25 protein-coding genes and 1 pseudogene are annotated in these 21888 nt (G+C 56.0%); 8 read left to right on the top strand and 18 right to left on the bottom strand.

Annotated elements, in window-relative coordinates; translation table 11 throughout:
* Positions 1–41: 41 nt before the first annotated feature.
* From IM284_RS20700 to IM284_RS20690, 3 genes are all read left to right on the top strand, one after another.
* Complete coding sequence (locus IM284_RS20700; protein WP_045260359.1) at positions 42–743, top strand: phosphohydrolase; 702 nt, start codon at positions 42–44, stop codon at positions 741–743.
* A gap of 61 nt (positions 744–804) precedes the next feature.
* Positions 805–2220 carry a DNA cytosine methyltransferase gene (locus tag IM284_RS20695; RefSeq protein WP_047367846.1) on the top strand — a complete coding sequence of 472 codons (1416 nt, stop codon included), beginning with the start codon at positions 805–807 and terminating at the stop codon, positions 2218–2220.
* On the top strand, positions 2201–2692 hold the full coding sequence (locus IM284_RS20690; protein ID WP_041909351.1) for a very short patch repair endonuclease: 492 nt from the start codon (positions 2201–2203) through the stop codon (positions 2690–2692). Before IM284_RS20695 ends, IM284_RS20690 begins: the two co-directional genes overlap by 20 nt.
* Here IM284_RS20690 and yedA read toward each other — a convergent pair.
* Positions 2664–3578 carry a drug/metabolite exporter YedA gene (gene yedA / locus IM284_RS20685; protein WP_028013712.1) on the bottom strand — a complete coding sequence of 305 codons (915 nt, stop codon included), beginning with the start codon at positions 3576–3578 and terminating at the stop codon, positions 2664–2666. The genes IM284_RS20690 and yedA overlap by 29 nt on opposite strands.
* Before the next feature lie 175 nt (positions 3579–3753).
* Here yedA and IM284_RS20680 point away from each other — a divergent pair, with 175 nt between their 5' ends.
* The 3 genes from IM284_RS20680 (at position 3754) to dgcQ (ending at position 6703) form a co-directional block, all read left to right on the top strand.
* Positions 3754–4668 carry a DUF808 domain-containing protein gene (locus IM284_RS20680; protein ID WP_169804339.1) on the top strand — a complete coding sequence of 305 codons (915 nt, stop codon included), beginning with the start codon at positions 3754–3756 and terminating at the stop codon, positions 4666–4668.
* Positions 4669–4746: 78 nt separating this feature from the next.
* Complete coding sequence (locus IM284_RS20675; protein ID WP_028013710.1) at positions 4747–4929, top strand: YodC family protein; 183 nt, start codon at positions 4747–4749, stop codon at positions 4927–4929.
* Between the two features lie 73 nt (positions 4930–5002).
* Positions 5003–6703 carry a cellulose biosynthesis regulator diguanylate cyclase DgcQ gene (gene dgcQ / locus IM284_RS20670; RefSeq protein ID WP_047367845.1) on the top strand — a complete coding sequence of 567 codons (1701 nt, stop codon included), beginning with the start codon at positions 5003–5005 and terminating at the stop codon, positions 6701–6703.
* Here the strand turns inward: dgcQ and IM284_RS20665 are convergent.
* Positions 6688–7488 carry a mannosyl-3-phosphoglycerate phosphatase-related protein gene (locus tag IM284_RS20665; protein ID WP_047367844.1) on the bottom strand — a complete coding sequence of 267 codons (801 nt, stop codon included), beginning with the start codon at positions 7486–7488 and terminating at the stop codon, positions 6688–6690. The genes dgcQ and IM284_RS20665 overlap by 16 nt on opposite strands.
* A 300-nt stretch (positions 7489–7788) precedes the next feature.
* Positions 7789–8016 (bottom strand): YodD family peroxide/acid resistance protein, encoded by a 228-nt coding sequence (yodD, locus tag IM284_RS20660; protein WP_028013707.1) that lies wholly within the window; start codon positions 8014–8016, stop codon positions 7789–7791.
* 128 nt (positions 8017–8144) lie between these two features.
* On the opposite strand from yodD, the gene dsrB reads away from it, so the two are divergent.
* Positions 8145–8333, top strand: coding sequence for a protein DsrB (dsrB, locus tag IM284_RS20655; RefSeq protein ID WP_013097741.1), 189 nt, complete (start codon positions 8145–8147; stop codon positions 8331–8333).
* A 102-nt stretch (positions 8334–8435) separates the two neighbouring features.
* Here the strand turns inward: dsrB and rcsA are convergent, their stop codons facing one another.
* The 14 genes and pseudogenes from rcsA to fliF form a co-directional block, all read right to left on the bottom strand.
* Complete coding sequence (rcsA, locus tag IM284_RS20650; protein WP_013097740.1) at positions 8436–9059, bottom strand: transcriptional regulator RcsA; 624 nt, start codon at positions 9057–9059, stop codon at positions 8436–8438.
* A gap of 287 nt (positions 9060–9346) precedes the next feature.
* A pseudogene (gene fliR, locus IM284_RS20645) lies at positions 9347–10139 on the bottom strand (flagellar biosynthetic protein FliR); the annotation flags it as partial.
* Between the two features lie 7 nt (positions 10140–10146).
* Positions 10147–10416, bottom strand: coding sequence for a flagellar biosynthesis protein FliQ (gene fliQ, locus IM284_RS20640; RefSeq protein ID WP_003859587.1), 270 nt, complete (start codon positions 10414–10416; stop codon positions 10147–10149).
* A gap of 9 nt (positions 10417–10425) precedes the next feature.
* Complete coding sequence (fliP, locus tag IM284_RS20635) at positions 10426–11163, bottom strand: flagellar type III secretion system pore protein FliP (RefSeq protein ID WP_028013705.1); 738 nt, start codon at positions 11161–11163, stop codon at positions 10426–10428.
* On the bottom strand, positions 11163–11537 hold the full coding sequence (fliO, locus tag IM284_RS20630) for a flagellar biosynthetic protein FliO (protein ID WP_045260352.1): 375 nt from the start codon (positions 11535–11537) through the stop codon (positions 11163–11165). Before fliO ends, fliP begins: the two co-directional genes overlap by 1 nt.
* Before the next feature lie 2 nt (positions 11538–11539).
* Positions 11540–11953 carry a flagellar motor switch protein FliN gene (gene fliN, locus IM284_RS20625; protein WP_003859592.1) on the bottom strand — a complete coding sequence of 138 codons (414 nt, stop codon included), beginning with the start codon at positions 11951–11953 and terminating at the stop codon, positions 11540–11542.
* Positions 11950–12954: a flagellar motor switch protein FliM gene (fliM, locus tag IM284_RS20620; protein WP_028013703.1), complete on the bottom strand. Its 1005-nt coding sequence runs from the start codon at positions 12952–12954 to the stop codon at positions 11950–11952. The genes fliN and fliM overlap by 4 nt, the downstream gene beginning before the upstream one ends.
* Before the next feature lie 4 nt (positions 12955–12958).
* Complete coding sequence (fliL, locus tag IM284_RS20615) at positions 12959–13429, bottom strand: flagellar basal body-associated protein FliL (protein WP_021241388.1); 471 nt, start codon at positions 13427–13429, stop codon at positions 12959–12961.
* Positions 13430–13535: 106 nt separating this feature from the next.
* Complete coding sequence (gene fliK, locus IM284_RS20610) at positions 13536–14768, bottom strand: flagellar hook length control protein FliK (protein ID WP_047367841.1); 1233 nt, start codon at positions 14766–14768, stop codon at positions 13536–13538.
* Positions 14765–15208 (bottom strand): flagellar export protein FliJ, encoded by a 444-nt coding sequence (gene fliJ, locus IM284_RS20605; RefSeq protein WP_006811155.1) that lies wholly within the window; start codon positions 15206–15208, stop codon positions 14765–14767. The genes fliK and fliJ overlap by 4 nt, the downstream gene beginning before the upstream one ends.
* Positions 15209–15229: 21 nt before the next feature.
* Positions 15230–16600, bottom strand: coding sequence for a flagellar protein export ATPase FliI (fliI, locus tag IM284_RS20600; RefSeq protein WP_023330814.1), 1371 nt, complete (start codon positions 16598–16600; stop codon positions 15230–15232).
* Positions 16600–17307 carry a flagellar assembly protein FliH gene (gene fliH, locus IM284_RS20595; protein ID WP_045260350.1) on the bottom strand — a complete coding sequence of 236 codons (708 nt, stop codon included), beginning with the start codon at positions 17305–17307 and terminating at the stop codon, positions 16600–16602. Before fliH ends, fliI begins: the two co-directional genes overlap by 1 nt.
* Positions 17300–18298 carry a flagellar motor switch protein FliG gene (gene fliG / locus IM284_RS20590; RefSeq protein ID WP_014832476.1) on the bottom strand — a complete coding sequence of 333 codons (999 nt, stop codon included), beginning with the start codon at positions 18296–18298 and terminating at the stop codon, positions 17300–17302. The genes fliH and fliG overlap by 8 nt, the downstream gene beginning before the upstream one ends.
* Positions 18291–19970, bottom strand: a complete 1680-nt coding sequence (gene fliF, locus IM284_RS20585) for a flagellar basal-body MS-ring/collar protein FliF (RefSeq protein ID WP_028013700.1) — start codon at positions 19968–19970, stop codon at positions 18291–18293. The genes fliG and fliF overlap by 8 nt, the downstream gene beginning before the upstream one ends.
* A gap of 228 nt (positions 19971–20198) precedes the next feature.
* Here fliF and fliE point away from each other — a divergent pair, with 228 nt between their 5' ends.
* Positions 20199–20513: a flagellar hook-basal body complex protein FliE gene (fliE, locus tag IM284_RS20580; protein ID WP_028013699.1), complete on the top strand. Its 315-nt coding sequence runs from the start codon at positions 20199–20201 to the stop codon at positions 20511–20513.
* Between the two features lie 587 nt (positions 20514–21100).
* On the opposite strand, the gene IM284_RS20575 is transcribed toward fliE, so the two are convergent.
* On the bottom strand, positions 21101–21888 hold a 788-nt coding region (locus tag IM284_RS20575), incomplete at its 5' end, for an acyltransferase (protein WP_193055878.1).

The raw sequence follows: 21888 nt of genomic DNA, 5'->3' as shown, positions 1-21888 counted from the left end.
ATGTTATAATTCAGTGCCCATTTTCGTAACAGGAAAGGATGATGGAACTCATACAGTGGCAGCAGCGCTTTGAATCCTGGCTTGATGAACATCACGCGACCGACGACACCGCGCACGATATTTCACACTTCCGTCGCGTCTGGCTGACGGCGCAGAAAATCATGGTTCATCACCACGTCGACCCGCTGACGATCCTGACCGCCTGCTATTTTCACGACATCGTTAGCCTGCCGAAAAATCATCCTGAACGCAGCCAGTCGTCGCGTCTGGCTGCGCGCAGAACGCGGGACATTCTGCACCGCGATTTCCCTGACTTCCCGTCCGATCGCTATGCCGCCGTGGAGCACGCCATCGAGGCGCACAGTTTCAGCGCCGGCCTGACGCCGTACACGATTGAGGCCAAAATTGTCCAGGATGCAGATCGTCTGGAGGCGCTGGGGGCGATTGGCCTGGCGCGCGTGTTTGCCGTGTCAGGCGCGCTGGGCGTACCGCTTTTTGACGCGGACGATCCGTTTGCCGACGCGCGCCCGCTTGATGACCGGGCGTTTGCGCTCGATCATTTTCAGACCAAGCTGCTGCGCTTGCCTGATACAATGCAAACCGACGTCGGGCGCGAGCTCGCGCAGCACAACGCCGATTTTCTGATTCAGTTTATGGCGAAACTCAGTGCCGAATTACAGGGCGACTGCATCGGGCTGGATAGCCAGATTCAACACCGCTTCCGTCGCAGTTTGCGAAAGTGAACTGTGGTAATCTGTTTCCAGTCTTTATTGCCCGGTTAAAAGAATGCAGGAAAATCGATCAGTGACAGAGCCCGCGCCTGAGCAGGCTGAGAAGTCAACGGCAACGGTGCAGGCATTACTGCGCCAGCTGCTGGATATTTATGACGCTAAAACGCTGGCAAACCAGCTGGTGGCGCACGGCGAGAGCCACTGGAGCCCGGCCATCCTTAAGCGACTGCTGACCAGCGATCGGGCAGGGCGCCGCCTGAGCGAAAGCGAGTTTCGTTTTCTGCAAGATCTGCTTCCGCGGCCGTCTGCCGCGCACCCGAACTATGCCTTCCGCTTTATCGATCTGTTTGCCGGCATCGGTGGCATCCGGCACGGCTTTGAAGCTATCGGCGGTCAGTGCGTGTTTACCAGCGAGTGGAACAAACATGCGGTACGCACTTATAAAGCGAACTGGTACTGCGATCCGCATGAACATCATTTCAACGCCGATATCCGCGACGTTACCCTGAGCCATAAAAGCGGCGTCACGGATGAACAAGCCGCCGAGCACATTCGCCAGACGATTCCGGCGCATGACGTGCTGCTGGCGGGCTTCCCGTGTCAGCCTTTCTCGCTGGCCGGTGTCTCCAAAAAGAATGCCCTCGGGCGTGCCCACGGTTTTGCCTGCGATACGCAGGGAACGCTGTTTTTCGATGTGGCTCGAATCATTGACGCCCGTCGCCCGGCCATATTCGTGCTGGAAAACGTCAAGAACTTAAAGAGCCATGACGGTGGAAAGACCTTCCGCATTATCATGCAAACGCTGGACGAGCTGGGCTATGACGTGGCGGATTCCGAGGACATGGGCGCGGATGACCCGAAAATTATCGACGGGAAACACTTCCTGCCCCAGCATCGCGAACGCATTGTGCTCGTCGGTTTCCGCCGCGATCTCAATCTGAAGGGGGATTTCACCCTGCGGGATATTCCCTCCTTATACCCCGAGCGTCGTCCAACCATTGCCGACCTGCTGGAGCCGGTGGTCGACGCGAAATTTATCCTTACCCCAATCCTGTGGAAATACCTCTACCGCTATGCCAAAAAGCATCAGGCCAAAGGCAACGGCTTCGGGTTTGGCATGGTGAACCCAAACGATCCGCACAGCGTGACCCGCACGCTGTCCGCTCGCTACTACAAAGACGGCGCGGAAATCCTGATCGACAGAGGCTGGGATAAAGCGCTGGGCGAGAAAGATTTCGACGATCCGCAAAACCAGCGTCACCGTCCGCGGCGCCTCACGCCGCGGGAGTGCGCCCGGCTGATGGGCTTTGAAACGCCGCAGGGCTACCGCTTTCGCATTCCGGTTTCGGATACTCAGGCTTACCGTCAGTTTGGCAACTCGGTGGTGGTGCCCGCGTTCGCGGCGGTGGCAAAACTGCTGGCCCCGCGCATCAGACAGGCGGTGGCGCTCCGCCAGGGTGAGGCCGTCAATGACGGACGTTCACGATAAGGCCACGCGGAGCAAAAACATGCGTGCCATCGGCACGCGTGACACCGCGATAGAAAAGCGTCTGGCCGGGCTTCTGACGCAGGCGGGCTTCGACTTTCGCGTGCAGGATCCCGCGCTTGCGGGTCGCCCGGATTTCGTCATCGACGCGTATCGGTGCATTATCTTCACCCACGGCTGTTTCTGGCATCATCACGACTGCTACCTGTTTAAAGTCCCGGCGACGCGCACCGATTTCTGGCTGGAGAAGATTGGCAAGAACGTTGAGCGCGACGCGCGGGATCTCGCCACGCTTGTCGCGCAGGGCTGGCGAGTGCTGATCGTCTGGGAGTGTGCGCTGAGAGGACGGTTAAAGCTGAACGATGCCGATCTGAGCGAACGGCTGGAAGAGTGGATCTGCGGCGGCGGCCAGGCCGCGCAGATCGACACCCAGGGGATCCACGCGCTTACGGTTTCTCCACCTCGCAAGGCGTAACCACGGGCTTTGCCGGCAGCAAATATTTGCCTAAGGTCACCAGCACGACGGCAAAAACAATCACCCCTAAAGCTAACCACTCAACCGGAGAGAGCGTTTCACCGCCAAGCCCGGTGCCGAGCAGCACGGCCACGACCGGGTTGACGTAGGCATAGCTGGTGGCGACCGCCGGAGAGACGTTACGGATCAGGAACATATAGGCGTTGATGGCGATGATGGAGCCAAACAGCGCCAGATAGCCTACCGCCAGGAAGCCCGACAACGGCGGCAGGGTAGTCAGCTCCTCTCCCGTCAGGGCTGAGGCCAGCAGCAGCACAATCCCAGCCGCAAGCATCTCTATTGCCCCCGCCATCATGCCGGTCGGCAGTTCGATACGCGAACCGTATACGGAACCAAACGCCCAGCTCATCGAGCCGATAAGGATAATCACTGCGCCCCACGGATTCCCGCTCAGGTTACCGCCGCTGTTAAGCAGAATAATGCCGGCAAGGCCGATGCCAATCCCCAGCCACTCCAGCTTGCGGGTGCGGATGCCGAAAAGACGGCTGAAGCAGAGGGTAAACAGCGGTACGGTGGCAACGACCACGGCGGCGATCCCTGACGGTACGTTCTGGTGCTCGGCAATGGTTACAAAACCATTCCCCACCGCCAGCAGCAGCAGGCCTATCAGGGCGGCGTTAAGCATTGGGCGGAGCGGTGGAAGCTTATGCCCGCGCAGCAGCAGGAAGGCCAGCAGCAGCACACCCGCCGAGAGGAAGCGAATGCCCGCCATCATCAGCGGCGGCCAGCTTTCCACGCCGATGCGAATGACAAAATAGGTGGAACCCCAAATGATATACAGCGAAAAAAGTGCCCCGATAAGCGGAAGCAGTTGCCGGAAACGCATAATCCCTCACGACGAAATAAAAAGGTCGCTGATAGTAAACGCGAAAACTATCGCGCTGGCGAGCCCTTTAATTGTGTAGTTGATGTGAATTTTTTGTTGACGAAAGCTGCCTGTTTCCGCGATTGCGCTTTTGCTCCATACTATTCACTTAATTATCAAAAAAAGAAGGATCACCATTTTGGCAGGAAGTAGCTTATTAACATTGCTGGATGATATTGCCACCTTACTGGATGATATTTCCGTAATGGGAAAACTGGCGGCGAAGAAAACCGCAGGGGTGCTGGGGGACGATCTCTCGCTTAACGCCCAGCAGGTGAGCGGGGTACGGGCTAACCGTGAGCTGCCGGTGGTGTGGGGTGTGGCAAAAGGCTCGTTTCTGAACAAAGTGATCCTGGTGCCGCTGGCGCTGCTGATCAGCGCATTCATCCCCTGGGCCATCACGCCGCTGCTGATGATTGGCGGGGCATTCTTGTGCTTCGAAGGCGTGGAGAAGGTCCTGCACTCTTTGAGCTCGCGCAAGCAGAAGGATACCCCGGAGGCGCGCCAGCAGCGCCTTGAAGCGCTTGCCGCGCAGGATCCGAAAGTTTTCGAGCGCGATAAAATCAAAGGCGCCATTCGCACCGACTTTATTCTGTCGGCTGAAATTGTCGCCATTACGCTGGGCATCGTCTCCGATGCGCCGCTGCTGAATCAGGTGTTGATCCTCTCCGGGATCGCCATTCTGGTCACGGTGGGCGTTTACGGCCTGGTCGGACTGATCGTGAAGCTGGATGATATCGGCTACTGGCTGGAGGAGAAATCCAGCGCGGTGGCTAAAGGCATCGGCAAAGGCTTACTGACGCTGGCGCCGTGGCTGATGAAGAGCTTGTCCGTGGTGGGGACCCTGGCGATGTTCCTCGTGGGCGGCGGCATTGTGGTCCACGGCATTGCGCCGCTGCACCATGCCATCGAACATTTCGCCTCGGCGCAGGGGAGCGTGGTGGCAGCGATTCTGCCCACGCTGCTTAATCTGGTGCTGGGCTTTATCGTTGGCGCTATCGTGGTGGCGGCGGTGAAACTGATCGAAAAAATGCGCGGTACGGCGCACTAATTGTTACCCGTCGCAGGGTGCAAAAAGACCATTCCTCGTCTAAATTGAAACAGTTTCACCCTGATACAGGAGGCAGGTATGGTCTTTTTGGTCAGTGATGAAGTTAAGCCTAAGAAGGGCGGCCCGCGCATGATTGTCACCGGGTATTCCAGCGGAATGGTGGAATGTCGGTGGCATGATGGCTACAGCATTAAGCAGGAAGCCTTTCGTGAAGATGAGCTTCAGCCGGGTGACGGCCAGCGCAAGCACGATCAGGCTTAATCACATAACGCCCGGCTTTGCCGGGCGTTTTTAACTGAAGTACCGGGTGTAAGGTAGTAATCAGGGAGTGTGTGTGCAGCGCGATACCTTTGTTGTAAGACGATCTTTTCTGCAATGGCTGCATAAGCGTAGCAATCCGGGTTTGATTGTTAACCTCTGTTTTATCACTGTTCTGGTATTTTCAACCCTCCTGACCTGGCGTGAAGTGGTGGTCCTCGAAGAGGCGTATATCTCCAGCCAGCGCAACCACCTGGAAACCGTGGCCAGCTCGCTGGACAGGCAGCTGCAGTACAGCGTGGATAAAATGCTGTTATTTCGCCAGAGCATGCGCGATGCGCTACAGACGCCGCTGGCCTTCAATGTTTTGCACGATGCAGTATCGCACTTTAACGCATTACGCATGCGTCCCACCTGGCAGCTCCTCGTTGATAGAAATCGCACACTTCCGATTAACGGCGTCTCGGATGCGTTTGTTGAAAAAACGTCGATTCTGAACCGGGACGCTGAACGCCTCAGCAATGAAATTTCAGCCGCGCTTGAGGTGGGTTATCTGCTCAGGCTGGCGACGTCGAGCAGGCATAGTGAATCTCGGGTGATCTACGTTTCACGCGCCGGGTTTTATCTTTCGACGGATACGCTAAAAGAGGCGAGCGATATTATCCCCCGCTATTATCACCTGGTCACGCAGTCCTGGTTTACCCAGCAGTCGGAACGTAACAATCGCTCCCGCGCGGTGCGCTGGTTTATCTCCACGCCGTCATCCTGGACCGGTGACGAGCGAACGATCACTGCCAGCGTCCCCATCTATTTCAATCGCTACTGGTATGGTGTGGTGGCGATGGATTTTTCGCTGAATACGATGCAACGCCTGCTGGCAGAGGCGACGGACGACCGTACGGAGGGGGAGTATCAGCTGTACGACTCCCGGCTCAATATGATTGCCTCCTCTGAAAAGACAGATAAACAGGTGAACCATTTCGATGAACGCGAACTCGCGCAGATAGCGCAGGCGATCGAGCACGATACTGGTGGTGGCATCCGCCTCGGCAGCCGTTTCATCAGCTGGCAGCGGCTCGATCATTTTGATGGCCTGGTTTTGCGTGTCCATACTCTGCAGGAAGGGGTACAGGGCGACTTCGGCAGCATCAGTATCGTACTGGCATTACTGTGGGCACTCTTTACCGCGATGCTGCTGATTTCGTGGCTGGTGATCCGCCGGATGGTTAGCAATATGTATACGCTGCAACACTCGCTCAAGTGGCAGGCCTGGCACGACCCGCTAACCCGCCTGAATAATCGCGGCGCGCTGTTCGAACGCGCGAAACTGCTGGCGAAGAAGTGTCATCAACAGTCGTTGCCGTTCTCGGTCATTCAGTTAGACCTCGACCATTTTAAAAGCGTCAACGATCGGTTCGGTCACCAGGCCGGTGACAAGGTGCTTTCCCACTCGGCAGGGCTAATTTCCAGCGCATTGCGTAAAAACGACGTGGCAGGACGCGTGGGCGGGGAAGAGTTTTGTATCGTCCTGCCGGGGCTCGGTCTTGAGGAGGCGAGAGGCGTCGCGGAACGTATTCGCTGCCGAATCAACAGCAAGGAGATTCTGGTGATGAAGAGTACGACCCTGCGCATCAGCGCGTCACTCGGCGTCAGCAGCGCCCGGGAAAACGAAAATTACGATTTCGAACAGCTGCAGTCCGTGGCGGATGCCCGGTTATATAAAGCTAAACAGGACGGACGTAACCGGGTTGTCTGGCACGATCATGACAAAAAGTGATCCAGCCCCTCCTGCCAGCCGAGCGGTCCTGCCTGCTGGGTGTGATAAACCCGGCGGGGGTTATCGTCCCGTAACGTAATACCCTGGCGGTTTATCCCCTTAATCACCACCGCGAAGTCCACGCTGTCCAGCAGCGGCGCGTCGTTCGGCCCATCGCCGAGTCCCAGGGTCGTGGGTTCAATATTTTCCCGTTCACGGTACTGCGCGATTAGCCAGTTAGCCGCAACGTCCTTACCGCAGCCGGCATCGAGAATATGCCAGAAACGGGCACCCTGCAGGCATTTCAGCCCGCGTTGCGCCAGCGCCGCTTCAAACCGGGCCATGGCTTCGTCGGAATCACGCCAGATGAGCGTGACGGAGGCGTCATGCTTGCGGGCAAGCACCGCACGGTAGCGGGTCATCCCCGTCCATTCGCTAATGACGCGGTCGTCCACGTCGTCAAAGGTGGTGAATTTGAAGCCCGCCTGCTGGCGGATTTGCTCAATAAGCGGACGAATCTCCCGGTGCGTCATACCGTTGATGTGGCGCTGACCCATTTCCCAGCGCACGTCAGGCTGAATCACCGCGCCGTTCTCAGCGATAAACGGTAACCCTTCCAGACCCAGATCCTGCTGAATATCCAGCATCTCTGCCGCGCTCTTGCTGCTGCAAAGAATCACCGGCACCTGGTTGTCCTGCAGTTTATCCAGCCACGGCATTGCGGGCTGCCACTCATAGGTATGAATATCCAGCAGCGACCCATCCAGATCGGAAAAAATCAGCAGGGGACCCCGGAGTGAAAGCATAGTAACTCCCGAAAATGAATGAGCCTTAATCTAAGAATATTCCTAAAAAATATCTGGGCTTAAACCGGATTGAGGAGAACCGATCCAGCCAAACCCGCATTCGGCGGATGTTGTTGCTCATAACCAAAACGATTATGTTAAAAATATTATATTCGCCGTAAGAATATATGCTTGTCATGCAAAATCGTTGGGGATAGTGTTGTTTGTACATCAGATTTCCTGGTGTAACGAATTTTCAAGTGCTTCTTGCATAAGCAAGTTTTGATCCCGGCCATCCCCATGACCGGGATTTTTTTCGTGCTAACGATTTGCTTCAGACACGCTAAAGTCATGAATATCCAGCTCGAAGGCCTCCGCCAGCTCGCGGTAGGTGTGATAATCCCTCCCGTTAACAATGACGTGGTCCGAACCATCGTTCGTGCGGCGGACTTCTGACTCACTGATCTCATTGATGGCGGCCAGCAGGGCATCGACATCCACCTCGACCTCGCGTTTGATGGTGTCGCTGTACTCTTTATCGGTCTTCATTACGGGGCTCCTCATTAAACCGTGTCCACGGTAAGTATAGACTGTGTATAAAAACGCCATTCACGCCGTGCGGCGATGTGTGTTTTTGCGTTTTGTTCTACACTGGCTCAAAACCAGAGGAGGAATGTATGAAGGTCAACGATCGGGTAACCGTTAAAACGGACGGTGGGCCGCGCCGCCCGGGGGTGGTGCTGGCAATTGAAGAGTTTAGTGAAGGCACAATGTACCTGGTCTCACTGGAAGACTACCCGCTCGGCATCTGGTTTTTTAACGAACTGGGGCATCCGGACGGCATTTTTGTTGAGAAAGCGGAGTAGTACAGCGTCGGGTGGCATTGCGCGTGCCCGACCACGTCCGCAAAAGCAAAAATCTCTGGCCAGGCCAGAGATCAAAGGTAGGGTGCAAAGGGGTTTAAGCCACTAACGCATGTTGACGAAAATCCCGTTCGTCACATTATCGGTCAGACGTACCACGTGATAGATCACTTGCTTATTATGCGTTTTAATTTTCCTTTTAATATTTCCTTTGTGTGACGAAACGGTTTTCGCTTTAATATTCATCTGGTCAGAGATCTGAATAGTCCCTTGTCCAGCCATCCACATTCGCAGCATACTTGATTCAGTCCTGCTTAATGAAAGGGTGGGTAAGTTAACCGCTCCTACATTTTTAACTTCTTTATTCAAATAATCACCCAGAATGTCATCCAGCGACTCGGGTTTAATCGACTTAGAACTGATCAATAAATTTTTACGGACCAACAAATACTCATCGAAATGGATATTCGCGATCGCCATAAAAACAATAAACAGGGTTTTTGGATGCTGATTAATGATTTGCTTAATGTGCTGACTGTTGGCTGGATCGTGAATGAAACAGTCCTCATTAATAAACACCACGCCTGGTTTGAGTTCGTCACAAGCGGCTGCGAGTTCTTCAACGGTGTGTGCATCGTTGATGTCTCTCTTTCTTACCCCTCTGCTTGCCAGGTACCCGGTTAACCCTAGCCGGGTGTAGCTGCATAAATCCATAATGATCGTTGACATGGCATACCCTCACTCAATGCGTAACGATAATTCACCATCTGCCTGAGAGCTCAAAACAGCCATACGGGATGGAAAAAAATAATAAACCTGTGAGCATGACAAAGACTTTCAGGCGGACTCACTATCCCGTAAAGTTACGTATAATTTGCCAGGAATCTTCTTAAAGTAAAGTAAATATTAAGTATTGTGAGGTGGTTAGAAACATTTAAACCGCGTCAGATATATCCTGGAAGATGTTTTTCGCGTTTTATTTTAGGAATATCCTCAGAAAGACAATAGCGACCGTGAGGACTATTATTTACGTGGCAATTCGCTGACAATATCCGCTAACAGATTGAATATCTCGCCGAATAAATGTTCACAGAAGGGGGCGATAAGTGGCATCAGTAATGACATTAATAAAATTCCGACCGTCAACGTTAGCGGAAAACCAATCACAAACACCGAGAGCTGCGGTGCCATTCTGTTCAGTAAGCCTAATGCCAGGTTGACGGTGAGCAGCAGGGTGATGATCGGCAGAGCCAGCATCAGACCGTTGAGGAAGATCAGCCCCGCCGCGCGGGTCAGCGCGAGGAAGGCATTGCTGTTGACCGGGTTATCACCGATCGGCAGCGTATGGAAAGTATCCACCAGCATGGAGATGAGCCACAGATGACCGTTGAGCGACAGAAACAGCAGCATGGCGAGCAGATCGATGATGCGCGCCAGCACCGGCATATTGAGATGGCTGCCGGGATCGACAAACGTGGCGAACGATAGCCCCATCTGCAGGCCAATCAACTCGCCGGCCGTGCGCACGGCGGCGAAGGCGAGCTGCATGGTAAAGCCCACGGCGACGCCAATCATCACCTGCTGTAAAGCGACCCATACCGCGTTAGCCGAGAAGATGGGAATATCCACGGGTGGCAGGGAAGGGGCGACGATAATGGTGATGATAATGCCCAGCCCCACCTTAACGCGCTTGGGGATCGATTTCTCGCTGAGAATGGGGGCGGTGGAGATCAGCGCCAGAATGCGCAGCATCGGCCAGAAATAGACGCCGAGCCACTGAACCCACTGGTCGCTGGTGAAGTGCAGCATCGTCAGGTCAGCCGATGATGTACGGCAGATTGGTAAACAGGTTGCGCATATAGTCCAGCAGCAGGTTCAGCATCCACGGTCCGGCCACGATAATCGCCACGAATACGGCGATGATTTTCGGGATAAACGACAGCGTCATTTCGTTAATCTGCGTGGCAGCCTGAAGAATACTGATAATCAGGCCGGTAACCAGCGCGACAAGCAGCAGCGGCGCGGCAACGGCAATCGCGACTTTCATCGCTTCCGTGCCCATCATCATGACCGATTCGGGTGTCATTGCCGTTCCTTAACTGTAAAAACTTTGCGCCAGCGAGCTGACCAGCAGCTGCCAGCCGTCGACCAGCACAAAAAGCATGATCTTAAAGGGCAGGGCAATGGTGGCGGGCGGTACCATCATCATCCCGAGCGCCATCAGGACGCTGGCGATCACCAGGTCGATAATCAGGAACGGGATAAAGATGGTAAAGCCAATCTGGAACGCGGTTTTCAGCTCGCTGGTGACATAGGCCGGCAGCAGAATGCGCATCGGTACCGCTTCCGGGCCCTGCAGCTCGCCGGTGTTGGACAGGCGGGCGAAGAGCGCCAGGTCCGCCTCGCGCGTCTGGCGCAGCATAAATTCCCGCAGCGGCTGCGCGCCTTTTTCCAGCGCCTCCTGCATCGAAATTTTGTCTTCGCTGAACGGCTGGTAGGCGTCGGTATAAATCTTATCGATCACCGGCGACATGATGAAAAAGGTCAAAAACAGCGCCAGCCCCAGAAGCACCTGGTTTGGCGGCGCCGAAGGGGTGCCCAGCGCGTTTCGCAGCAGACCAAAAACGATGATGATGCGGGTAAAGCTGGTCATCATCAGCAGAATGGCCGGAATAAACGTCAGCGAGGTGATGAAGACCAGCGTCTGAACCGGGAGCGACCAGCTCTGGCCGCCGCCCGCAATCGGCGTGGAAACCAGACCGGGCAACTGCGCATAAACCGCAGGAGCAAACAGGCCAACGCCCGCAAGCGTCAGGGATAACAAACGGCGCATCAGGTTCTCCCGGAACGCTTAAGCAAACTCTTCATGACGGACTGAAAATCCGCAGGGGCTTGTGCGCGCTCGTCCACCGTGACCGGGGCGGGCGGCAGTTTATGTAATACGTTGATGTTTGAGCCGGTTACGCCCAGAACCAGACGCGCATCTTCCACATCGACGATGACCACGCGTTCGCGCGGCCCAAGCGTCGTGCTGGCGCTGACCTTCAGGCCGCGGGTGCCGGCAGTTTTACCCGCCAGGCCAAAACGCTTTGCCAGCCAGGCGGCGATAAGAATAAAGGCAATAATACCGAACAGCGCCCCGCTCACCTGGAGCAGCGGGGAGCCGGGAACGGCGGAAGGCTGTGATATTGTTGCCTGGGTTTTCATGCTTAACGGCTCAGACGACGCATGCGTTCAGACGGGGTGATGATGTCGGTGATGCGCACGCCGTATTTATCGGCAACCACCACCACTTCACCCTGGGCAATCAGATAACCGTTGATCAGAATATCCAGCGGCTCGCCGGCCAGGCCGTCAAGGGCCACAACTGAACCCTGCGTGAGGCGCAGCAGCTCTTTAATGGTCATCCGGGTGCGTCCCAGTTCAACGGTCAGCTTAACCGGGATGTCCATAATCAGGTCGATGTCCTGCAGCGTGCCGCTGACGTCGCCGCCGCCTAACTGCTGGAATACCGCGTCCGCCGCGCTTTTTGTCGGAGTCGTTTTTTGCTCGTTTAACGCGTCAGCCCACAGATCGTCCAGTGCTCCGCTGTTTTCATCGGACGGATTGTTCATGTCACTCATTTGGGCTGTTCCTCATTCAGCGAATTCAAAATCGGGTTGATCAAGTGCTCAACGCGTAACGCATACTGACCGTTAATCGTGCCGTACTGGCTTGTAAGTACGGGGACACCATCCACGTGGGCAATAATGCGGTCGGGTTTGTCTATCGGCAAAACGTCGCCGGGTTGTAATTTCAGGATCTGGGATAACCGCATCGAAATGTCGGCAAAGTTCGCCACCAGCTCCAGCTGCGAGTGCTGCACCTGGCGCACCAGGTTTTCACGCCAGTTCTGATCTTCGTTGCGTGAGTTCTCCAGCGGCGGGTTAACCAGCAGCTCGCGCAGCGGTTCAATCATGCTGAACGGCAGGCAGATGTTGAACTCACCGGTCAGGTTACCGATCTCCACGTGGAACGGCGTATTGACGACGATATCGTTCGGGGAGGTGGTGATATTGGTAAATTTCACCTGCATCTCAGAACGGACGTACTCTACTTCCAGCGGGTTAATCGCTTTCCACGCGTCGCTGTAGGATTCCAGCGCCAGCTTCAGCATGCGGTTAATGACGCGCTGCTCGGTGTGGGTAAATTCACGACCTTCCACTTTGGTCGGAAAACGCCCGTCGCCGCCGAACAGGTTATCCACCGCGATGAACACCAGGCTTGGGGAAAACACCACCAGACCGGTGCCGCGCAGCGGCTTCAGATGAATCAGGTTAAGGTTGGTTGGCACCGGCAGGTTGCGGGCAAACTCATGATACGGCTGGATGCGGATCGCACCGACCGTGATATCCGGGCTACGACGTAGCAGGTTAAACAGCCCCATACGGAACTGACGTGCAAAACGTTCGTTAATGATCTCCAGCGCCTGCAGACGTTCACGTACCACGCGACGCTGGGTATTGGGATCGTAAGGACGAATATTATCGTCGCCGGTGAGACCCGGTTGCGGGTCGTCACTCTTATCGCTGTCGCCGTTAAGCAGCGCGTCGATTTCTGCCTGAGAAAGAATACTGTCGCCCATGTCGTTACCGCAGAATAAAGGCTGTGTACAGAACGTCAGTGACTTCCTGCTTAGGTTGACCGTTTACCAGCGGGGTGGCCAGCGTCTGCTTGATGGCATCGACCAGCTTTTGCTTACCCACGTCGGTAGCCAGCGCGGAGGCGTCCTGACGAGAAAACAGCAGGAGAAGGCGGCTACGCACTTCCGGCAGATAATCGTTCAGGCGCGCGCGGGTTGCTTCGTCCTTCAGGCGCAGCGTAATACCGACATACAGCACGCGATCCGCATCACCGAGGTTAACGGTGAAGGTGTCCAGAGGGAAAAAGACCGGCGCCGGCGGTGGGGCAGGTTCGGCTTTGGCCGCAGCGGTTGAAGGTTCCTGCTGCATACGCCAGTAACTATAGCCCGCGGTAGCGCAGGCGGCGAGCGTGATCAACACCAGCAGCGGGATCCAGATGGAACGCTTGCTTTTTTTGGTGATAGCGGAGTCTGTCATCTGATACGAGCTTCCTGTTTCGGTACAGCTTAATAAGGTGATTATCCCGTGTCCTGCCGTCGTCAAAGCGTGGAAAAGACGGGGATAATCACGCTACCTCTGGCGTTTAGGCGAAGATGTCTACGGCACCGTTACCGCGCGCCGCGGATTGCAGGGCCGCAGGGGTCGGCAGGAGCTCATCGCTCTCTTCATTAAAACCGCCGTGCTGGCCCGGGCGTGAAGCATGGTGCTGCTGGGATGAAGACTGCTGTTGCCCGGCAAAGCTCTCGCTGCTGACGCTGCTTTGAGAAAGCTGAATGCCGTTTTCCGCCAGCGAGGTCCGCAGGACCGGCAGCGCGGCTTCCAGCGCCGCGCGCACGTGACTGTGCGCAGAGACCATCTGCAGCTGTGCCTGGTTATCGTCCAGCTTGAGCGAGATTTGCACCTGGCCCAGATCTTCCGGGTGCAGGCGCAGCTCCGCCGTCTGCTGGCCCTGCTTAGTGAACAGGGTGATGTGCTGGCTCAGGGACTGCTGCCATTCATGTGTGCCCAGAGGCTGGCTTAGCACCGGGGCGGTGGCAACGGTTGCGGCAGGTTGGCTGGCCGCATGGCTGGAGATAATCGGCGCCAGGGTAGCGGTCGGCGAAGATGACGAGGAGGCGCTGGCGAAGTCCTGCTTCTCAGCGGCTGCGGCCACGACCGGTGTGGCTGGCGCGTTGGCGGCGAGATCCGGACCGTTGTTCTTCGCCTGGCTCTGATAGGACGCAGAAAGCTGCGCTTTATCATGGCTTCCCGCAGGCGCGTTCAGGGACGGCGGCTGTCCCGCACCGTTTTGCGAAAGCGTTGCTGAACTCAGCGCCGAGGTGGCGTGAACGCCGTCGATGCCTGCCGCACGAGAGGCGGTCGTCTGCTGGTGCGGCAGCATCGCCATCAGCGCGCTTAGCCCCGCCAGCTCTTCTTCGCTCAGCTCGGTTTTAGCGTCATCTTTACCGTTGGCCGCGGTGAGCGTCTTAAGCGCGTCGCCCTTTGACAGCGGTACCAGCCCGGAGACCAACGTTTCAAGCGGCGCGGACTCCGACGTTTCAACGCCATTCAACGCAGGCTGACGCGAGAGCAGGTCGGCAATTTTGGCCTGCAGAGCGGTATCGCCTTTGGCCTCCTGCGCGACCTTCGACAGCTTGCTGCCGGCGGCTTTCAGATCCGCCAGGGTGAGCGGCGCATCGTTGCCCTTGCCCGTTGCATCCGTCAGGGCGCCCGCCAGCAGGGAGAGGAAGTCCTGTGCACCCTCGGTGCCTTTCCCTGTTTGCATCCCGCCTGACAGGTCGCTGTCGCTCATCAGCAGTTGTTGCAGTGTGATCATTCCGGTTTCCTCATTGATGCGCGCTGGGCAAACTCATCCATTTTCTTCTGATCCAGGCGGTTTTCCGCCAGGGTCGAGGCTGCAATCTGCCGGTCCTGTAAGGTCTGCCAGGCCTGCAGCCGCTGTTTTTTCTCGCGCCAGAAATTCAGCGCGGTATCGACTTTTTGGGTCCACTGGTTTAGCTGCTGGCGGTGCTGCTCTATCGCCTTCTCAAGCGTCTGGATAAACTGCTGATAGTTAATCCAGCGCTGGCTGCCAATGCCCTGCGTCATATCGGTATTGAGGTTGGTGCGATATTCATGCTGATAGTCGATTAACATCTTCAACTGTTCTTCAGCCTGCTGGCACCCGCGTCGCATTGCGCCAAGCTGCAATGCGGCATCATCAACTTCTTTTTCAGCCAGATCTTTCAGCGTTGATAACGCGCTGTTTTGCGCCATGACCTTCGCCCTCCACCTGTGTTACACCTGCGGGAAAATCAGCTCCAGCGCCTGGATTGAATCTTCCCAGTCGGCACGCTCAAAAATGCCCTGTTGTAAAAACGCCTCCAGCTGCGGCCACAGGCTAATCGCCTTGTCGAGCATCGGGTCGCTGCCTTTGGCATACGCCCCCACGCTGACCAGATCGCGGTTGCGCTGGAAGCTGGAAAGCAGTTGTTTGAAGTTACGCACGCGGGCGTAGTGCTTCTCGGTAATCAATGCCGTCATCGCACGGCTGATGGACGCTTCAATATCAATCGCCGGGTAGTGCCCGGCTTCGGCCAGGCGGCGCGACAGCACGATATGGCCGTCCAGGATCGCGCGCGCGGAGTCGGCAATCGGGTCCTGCTGGTCGTCGCCCTCGGTCAGCACCGTATAGAACGCGGTGATGGAGCCGCCGCCGCTGATGCCGTTCCCCGCACGCTCTACCAGCGCCGGAAGTTTGGCGAAGACCGAAGGCGGATAGCCTTTGGTGGCCGGCGGCTCGCCGATGGCCAGCGCAATTTCACGCTGCGCCATCGCGTAGCGGGTGAGGGAGTCCATGATCAGCAGCACGTGCTTGCCGCGGTCACGAAAATCTTCGGCGATACGGGTGGCGTAGGCGGCACCCTGCATACGCAGCAGCGGCGACACGTCCGCTGGCGCGGCGATCACCACCGAGCGGGCGCGGCCTTCCGCACCCAGAATGTTTTCAATAAAGTCTTTTACTTCGCGACCACGCTCGCCGATCAGCCCCACGACAATCACGTCGGCCTGGGTATAGCGCGCCATCATGCCGAGCAGGACGGATTTCCCGACGCCGGAACCGGCGAACAGGCCCATGCGCTGTCCGCGCCCTACGGTGAGCAGGGCGTTAATCGGACGCACGCCGGTATCCAGCACGTGCTCAATAGGGGTACGCTGCAGGGGGTTGAACGGCTGGGTAATCAGCGCGCCGGTTTCGGTGGTGTCCGGCGCGGGCAGTCCGTCAAGCGGCTTCCCGCTGCCGTCCAGCACGCGGCCGAGCAGGGCAGGGCCAAGCGGCAGCTGTTTCCCGCTTTGCAGCCCGTCGCCGCTGATGTTTTTGGCGTAAACGCGCGCGCCGGGCAGAATGCCTTCCACCTCTTCAAGCGGCATCAGGAACAGGCGCTGGCCGTTAAACCCGACCACTTCGCTTTCCACTTCACGCGTTTCCTGCCCATCCTGACGCTCAATGACGCAGGTCGCACCCAGGGGAAGCTGCAGGCCGGTGGCCTCCAGTACCAGACCGGTGGCGCGCGTCAGTCGCCCATAACGACGAACAGATGGCAGTTGCGCCATCTTCGTCTCAAAGTTGTCGAGCGTGGTGAGCCAGCGGGTAAGGCGTGCGGTCATCAGACGACTCCCGGTGCCGCCAGGCGACACAGTTCCTGCCAGCGGGTGGCGACGCTGGCATCCAGGTCGCCTTCATCGGCAGAGACTTTGCATCCGCCGTGGTGTAAGGATGGGTCGCCGCGCAGACGCCAGCCGTGCAGGCTAAGCGTTGCGCCCAGGCTCTCTTCAACGCGCTGCAGATCGTCCGGGTGGACGCGCAGCTGCGGTTTGCCGCTGAACAGCGGCTCCTGCTGAAGCAGACCCTGAATTTGTTTAATCAGCGCGGTGTTATCCACCACGGGCGTCTGGCCGATAACCTGACGCGCCGCCTCCAGCGCCATCTGCATCAGACGCGAGGCAATCACGCTGTCCAGCGCGTCCAGCGTGTGCTGGAACTCGCTGACCAGCTGCTGCATGCGGGCATGGATCGGCGCCTGCTGCTGGCGCGCCTGATCGATACCGTGCTCTAACCCTTTCGCCAGGCCTTCCTGGTACCCCAGATCGTGCCCCTTCTGGCGGCCTTCGTTCAGACCGGCGTTATAGCCCTGCTCGTGCGCCTGCATTTGTAGCTGCGCCAGCATCTGCGCTTGCTGCTCCTCTTCGCTCAGCTCGGGCTGTTCAACGTCCGCGTCGGGCTCTGCGGGCGAGACCACCGCGGGCGTGAATTCGGCAAGGGGAGGGGCCAGATCGTCCGGCGTCCAACGCTTCCACGACAGCTCATTAGACATAGGTGTCGTCTCCGCTGCCAATCACCATCTCGCCGGTTTCCGCCAGACGACGAACAATAAGCAGGATGGCTTTCTGTTCGTTTTCCACCTGAGACAGACGAACCGGGCCGCGGTTGGCAAGGTCGTCGCGCAGGATATCCGCCGCACGCTGGGACATGTTGCGCAGGAACTTCTCGCGCAGCGGCTGTTCGGCGCCTTTGAGGGCGATAAGCAGCGACTCGGAATCCACTTCCTGGAGCAGGCGCTGGATGCTGCGGTCGTCCACTTCGACGAGGTTTTCGAACAGGAACATCTCGTCGATGATTTTCTGCGCCAGCTCGCCGTCGAATTCGCGAACCGCCGAAATGACGGCTTCTTCCTGCTGCGTTTTCATCAGGTTGATAATTTCCGCCGCCGTTCTCACGCCGCCCATTTTGCTGCGCTTGAGGTTCTGACCGTCGAGCAGGTTGTTCAGCACTTCGGTCAGCTCCGCCAGCGCGGCCGGCTGGACGCCGCCGAAGGTGGCGATACGCAGCATCACGTCGTGACGCAGGCGCTCTTCGAACAGGGCCAGAATATCGGCCGCCTGACCACGTTTTAGGTGAACCAGGATGGTGGCGATAATCTGCGGGTGCTCGTCGCGAATCAGGTCGGCGGCACTCTGCGGCTCCATAAAGTTGAGCGTTTCGATACCGCTGGCGGTATCGCGGGTTTCCAGAATGTCTTCCAGCAGGCTGGCGGCACGCTCTTCGCCCAGCGCCTTGACCAGCACGGAGCGCAGGTAGTCGTTGGCGTTGACGTTCAGCGCGGCAAACTGTTCGGCTTCCTGTTCAAACTCTGACAGCACTTCGGTCAGCTGTTTGTTGGAGATTTGACGCACGTTGGCCATCGCCGCACTGAGAATTTGCACTTCTCGCTGGGAGAGGTGTTTAAACACCTCTGCCGCGCGATCTTCGCCAATGGTCATCAGCAGGATGACGCTTTTATCGGTGCCCGTAAGCGTATTACTCATGTTCGTTACCCATCCACTGGCGGATGACCAGCGCCACGACGCGCGGATCGTTATCTGACATTTCGCGAATGCGCTGGCTCATCACCTCAGCGCCCATGCGCTGGTTAGCACGACGCTGCTGCATCTGTTCATCTTTGCTGAGGCGAACTTCAACCGCTTCTTCCGTTTCCTGACGCGTATTCATCTGCTCGCGCGCCGCTTTTTCGGCTTCCGCACGACGCTGGAGCTGAGGACGAACGCCCTTACGCCACAGCAGCCACGCGACAATCAGCACCAGCAGCCAGCGGCCTGCGGACATCAGCTGGTCGATAAACGCCTGCTGTTGCCAGAACGGCAGTTCACCGCCGGTCTCTTCAACCGAGTTAAACGGAGAGTTCACCACGTTGAGGGTATCGCCGCGCTTCTCGGAGTAGCCCATCGCTTCGCGGGTCAGGTTTTCAATCTGCTTCATCTGCTCGGCGGTTAACGGCAACGGTTTGCCGTCCGGCAGGGTTTTGTAGTTCACCACCACCGCAACGGAAAGACGCTGAATATCGCCCACGTTCAGCTTAGTGTGGCGGATCGTCCGGTCCACTTCATAGTTCGTGGTTTCGTTACGGCTGCTGGAGCGCGGACCGGCGTTATTGGTCGTTGAGGTGGTCTGCTGATTATTTTGCTGACCGTTCTGCTGGTTGGCCGGCGGCGTGGAAATCGGCGCCGCGTTTGCCGGCGCTGGCTGGTTAGAGAGCGCGCCCGGCACGCCGCCAGGGTAGGCCCCGCCGATCTGTTCGCTGGAGTTTATCTGGCGTGAACGCATTACCGCTTGAGCCGCATCGCCGTTCGGGCTGTATTGCTCTTCGGTTTGTTCTTTATTAGAGAAGTCAATCTGCGCGGTCACCTGGGCGTGCACGTTGCTGTTGCCCACCACCGGGCCGAGGATCGCTTCGATGCGGCGCTGGAGACGGCTTTCAACGTCGGCGGCGTATTTCAGCTGCGCGTCGTTCAGGTCACGCCCGGCGGTATTGGATTGCGTCAGCAGGTGTCCGCTTTGATCCACCAGCGTCACGTTACCCGGCGGCAGGCCGGCGACGGCGCTGGAGACGAGATGCGTTACCGCGCTGATTTGCCCTTCGTCCAGCGCGCGGCCGGGCTCGAGGTTCACGGTAACGGAAGCTGAAGGGGATTTCTGTTCACGAACAAATAAAGAGGGTTTAGGCATTGCCAGGTGCACGCGGGCACTCTTCACCGGGCCTAACGTTTCAATGGTGCGGGCCAGCTCGCCTTCCAGCGCACGCTGGTAGTTCACCTGCTCGCTGAACTGGCTGATACCGAATTTTTCCTGGTCCAGCAGCTCAAAGCCGACCGCGCCGCCCTTTGGCAGGCCCTGCTGTGCCAGGCGCAGACGAAGCTCGTGCACTTTATCCGCCGGTACCTCAAGCGCACCGCCATTATCGGCAAAGCGATACGGGATGTTCATCTGGGTAAGCTGGGTGACGATGGCGCCGCCATCCTGATCGGAAAGGTTGCTGTAGAGCGTGCGGTAATCAGGGCTTTTCGCCCATAAAACCATCGCTACAAGGATCGCAATTGCGGCAGCGCCTGCCACGATCAACGGGATTTTAGGATTCGCGCGAAGGCGGTTCATCCACTCGAGTGATTTATTTTGTGGCGCTGTCGATGCTGTTGCACTCATTGCGCACCTCTTAAATCCTGGTGGTTTACGTTATTCGTGTAGAGAAACAAAACTGACTCCCGGGTCGGCAAACACGACAAAAGTTCCATATTGATGGCCCTGCCATTATTTGACGATTCCGGATTTTCTATGCGTCAAATAACCTGGTTTTTTCACGCTATTTACCGCCATTATCTTATTGACAAGCTGTTAGTCTTGACCGCGTAAAAAACCATCCAGGGGAGAGTCATGGCTATACAGGGCATTGAAGGGGTCATCAGTCAGTTGCAGGCAACGGCGATGACGGCCCGTAATCAGAATGTGGCAGAACAGCAGCCGACCATCAGCTTTGCGGGGCAACTGCATGCCGCTCTTGACCGTATCAGCGATACCCAGACCGCTGCGCGTACGCAGGCGGAGAAGTTCACCCTCGGCGAGCCGGGCGTGGCGCTCAATGATGTGATGACCGATTTGCAAAAAGCCTCGGTTTCTATCCAGATGGGGATCCAGGTGCGTAACAAGCTGGTGTCGGCTTATCAGGAAGTGATGGGGATGCAGGTGTAGGTTATCTAACCTGATGCTATTTATAATTATTAATCATCCGATCCTACAGCGTGGGGAATGTATGGGGCAAACGCTCTCGATTTCTGTTTGAGAATGAGGACCTGGTCCTGGTTATTTTTAGCCATCCAGGATCCCTACACCCGGTAAACCATTTGCGCGCCGCATTGCTGCCTCTTGCGACTGGTTGAAAGACCCGACTGCGTAATGATGGCAGGCACGGGTAATCATTGTTCCCGATTGAAGGGCTATACCCAATTACTGGATACGATTAAAAGCAGCAATTGCACACCTCCCCGATGCGTCATCGTCACGTCTCAAGACTTCAATACCGCTTTCAAAATTACAATCATTCGAATGTGATGGAACTGAAAATAATTTCACTGGCACGTGTGTGCTGAGCCCCAAGTATGGGGCTGATCGGATAATAAATGGACGAAAATTCATTCGGAAACGCATAAGTGAGTTGATATTCTATGGAAATGATGGCGTTCTATGTATCGCGGCGATAATTAGATCCATTAGAGCGGATTATTTTATCTGGTTAACGCTATCATTTTTTAGAATGACGCACATTGGGCACTGTTTAGCTATGAAACAACACGCTCTGGGTTGTTTCTGTCTATCCATGATATGATTTTCTTTGAAAGGTTAATTGATGGAATCTCAATGAGATTGAATGAAATCCATGCGATTGCAATTGAGCAGGTTGTCATAATGGCTAAGGTATAAAAACCATTCATTGAAATGCTTGGGAAATATGTGTTAGTTATTTCTATAAAAATGAAATGCCACATGTAAAGAGAAAATGAAATATTCCCGAGCATAATTAGAGGCTTGTGTTTTGCTGTCGTGAAACTTGCTTCCATTAAAGTCGTTGAGACGACAATGATAAATGCCATAGCCCCCCAGCCTAAAGGGCCGTGATCGTTGTGTTGTGTTGAAAATATTAATGCTGTAGTAACAATTATGGTTGAAATTAGCAAAATGTTTAAAACTGTTCCCCTGTATCTCGATAGCGCAGGTAAAATATTTTTATATATCAAATATGATACCATACCATATACAAAGTCAATGTATATAGGTGATGAAATAAGAGTAATAAAGTCATTTTCGATATAGTTTGTATTTACGCCATTGAGTGTTGGAGTGGCGCTCATTAATTGTGAAAATAAAACCATTGTCAAGATTATGGATGAGCATAATATAGCCCTATATTTGTGGGATATAATCATGGCTGCAAGAAAAATAATATAAAAAGAAATCTCGTAAGTTAATGTCCATGCTATTGCGAGTACATTGTATCCAAAGAAAGGAGCCCCAGCGTGATAATCGATTTGGAGAGGTGCGATTGACCATATAAACCATGCGTCTAAGC

The sequence above is a fragment of the Enterobacter cloacae complex sp. P12RS genome, assembly GCF_014895875.1.
GTDB classification, from domain to species: Bacteria; Pseudomonadota; Gammaproteobacteria; order Enterobacterales; family Enterobacteriaceae; genus Enterobacter; species Enterobacter bugandensis.
The sequence above is the reverse complement of the archived record's forward strand: the minus strand, read 5'-3'. Positions and strand labels throughout refer to the sequence as shown.

Bases quoted from the DNA above. Each gene is read 5' to 3' on its own strand.
- IM284_RS20700 (WP_045260359.1), top strand. From the start codon at position 42: ATGGAACTCATACAGTGGCAGCAGCGCTTTGAATCCTGGCTTGATGAA.
- IM284_RS20690 (WP_041909351.1), top strand. From the start codon at position 2,201: ATGACGGACGTTCACGATAAGGCCACGCGGAGCAAAAACATGCGTGCC.
- yedA (WP_028013712.1), bottom strand. From the start codon at position 3,578: ATGCGTTTCCGGCAACTGCTTCCGCTTATCGGGGCACTTTTTTCGCTG.
- IM284_RS20675 (WP_028013710.1), top strand. From the start codon at position 4,747: ATGGTCTTTTTGGTCAGTGATGAAGTTAAGCCTAAGAAGGGCGGCCCG.
- IM284_RS20665 (WP_047367844.1), bottom strand. From the start codon at position 7,488: ATGCTTTCACTCCGGGGTCCCCTGCTGATTTTTTCCGATCTGGATGGG.
- yodD (WP_028013707.1), bottom strand. From the start codon at position 8,016: ATGAAGACCGATAAAGAGTACAGCGACACCATCAAACGCGAGGTCGAG.
- dsrB (WP_013097741.1), top strand. From the start codon at position 8,145: ATGAAGGTCAACGATCGGGTAACCGTTAAAACGGACGGTGGGCCGCGC.
- rcsA (WP_013097740.1), bottom strand. From the start codon at position 9,059: ATGTCAACGATCATTATGGATTTATGCAGCTACACCCGGCTAGGGTTA.
- fliQ (WP_003859587.1), bottom strand. From the start codon at position 10,416: ATGACACCCGAATCGGTCATGATGATGGGCACGGAAGCGATGAAAGTC.
- fliP (WP_028013705.1), bottom strand. From the start codon at position 11,163: ATGCGCCGTTTGTTATCCCTGACGCTTGCGGGCGTTGGCCTGTTTGCT.
- fliO (WP_045260352.1), bottom strand. From the start codon at position 11,537: ATGAAAACCCAGGCAACAATATCACAGCCTTCCGCCGTTCCCGGCTCC.
- fliN (WP_003859592.1), bottom strand. From the start codon at position 11,953: ATGAGTGACATGAACAATCCGTCCGATGAAAACAGCGGAGCACTGGAC.
- fliM (WP_028013703.1), bottom strand. From the start codon at position 12,954: ATGGGCGACAGTATTCTTTCTCAGGCAGAAATCGACGCGCTGCTTAAC.
- fliL (WP_021241388.1), bottom strand. From the start codon at position 13,429: ATGACAGACTCCGCTATCACCAAAAAAAGCAAGCGTTCCATCTGGATC.
- fliK (WP_047367841.1), bottom strand. From the start codon at position 14,768: ATGATCACACTGCAACAACTGCTGATGAGCGACAGCGACCTGTCAGGC.
- fliJ (WP_006811155.1), bottom strand. From the start codon at position 15,208: ATGGCGCAAAACAGCGCGTTATCAACGCTGAAAGATCTGGCTGAAAAA.
- fliI (WP_023330814.1), bottom strand. From the start codon at position 16,600: ATGACCGCACGCCTTACCCGCTGGCTCACCACGCTCGACAACTTTGAG.
- fliH (WP_045260350.1), bottom strand. From the start codon at position 17,307: ATGTCTAATGAGCTGTCGTGGAAGCGTTGGACGCCGGACGATCTGGCC.
- fliG (WP_014832476.1), bottom strand. From the start codon at position 18,298: ATGAGTAATACGCTTACGGGCACCGATAAAAGCGTCATCCTGCTGATG.
- fliF (WP_028013700.1), bottom strand. From the start codon at position 19,970: ATGAGTGCAACAGCATCGACAGCGCCACAAAATAAATCACTCGAGTGG.
- fliE (WP_028013699.1), top strand. From the start codon at position 20,199: ATGGCTATACAGGGCATTGAAGGGGTCATCAGTCAGTTGCAGGCAACG.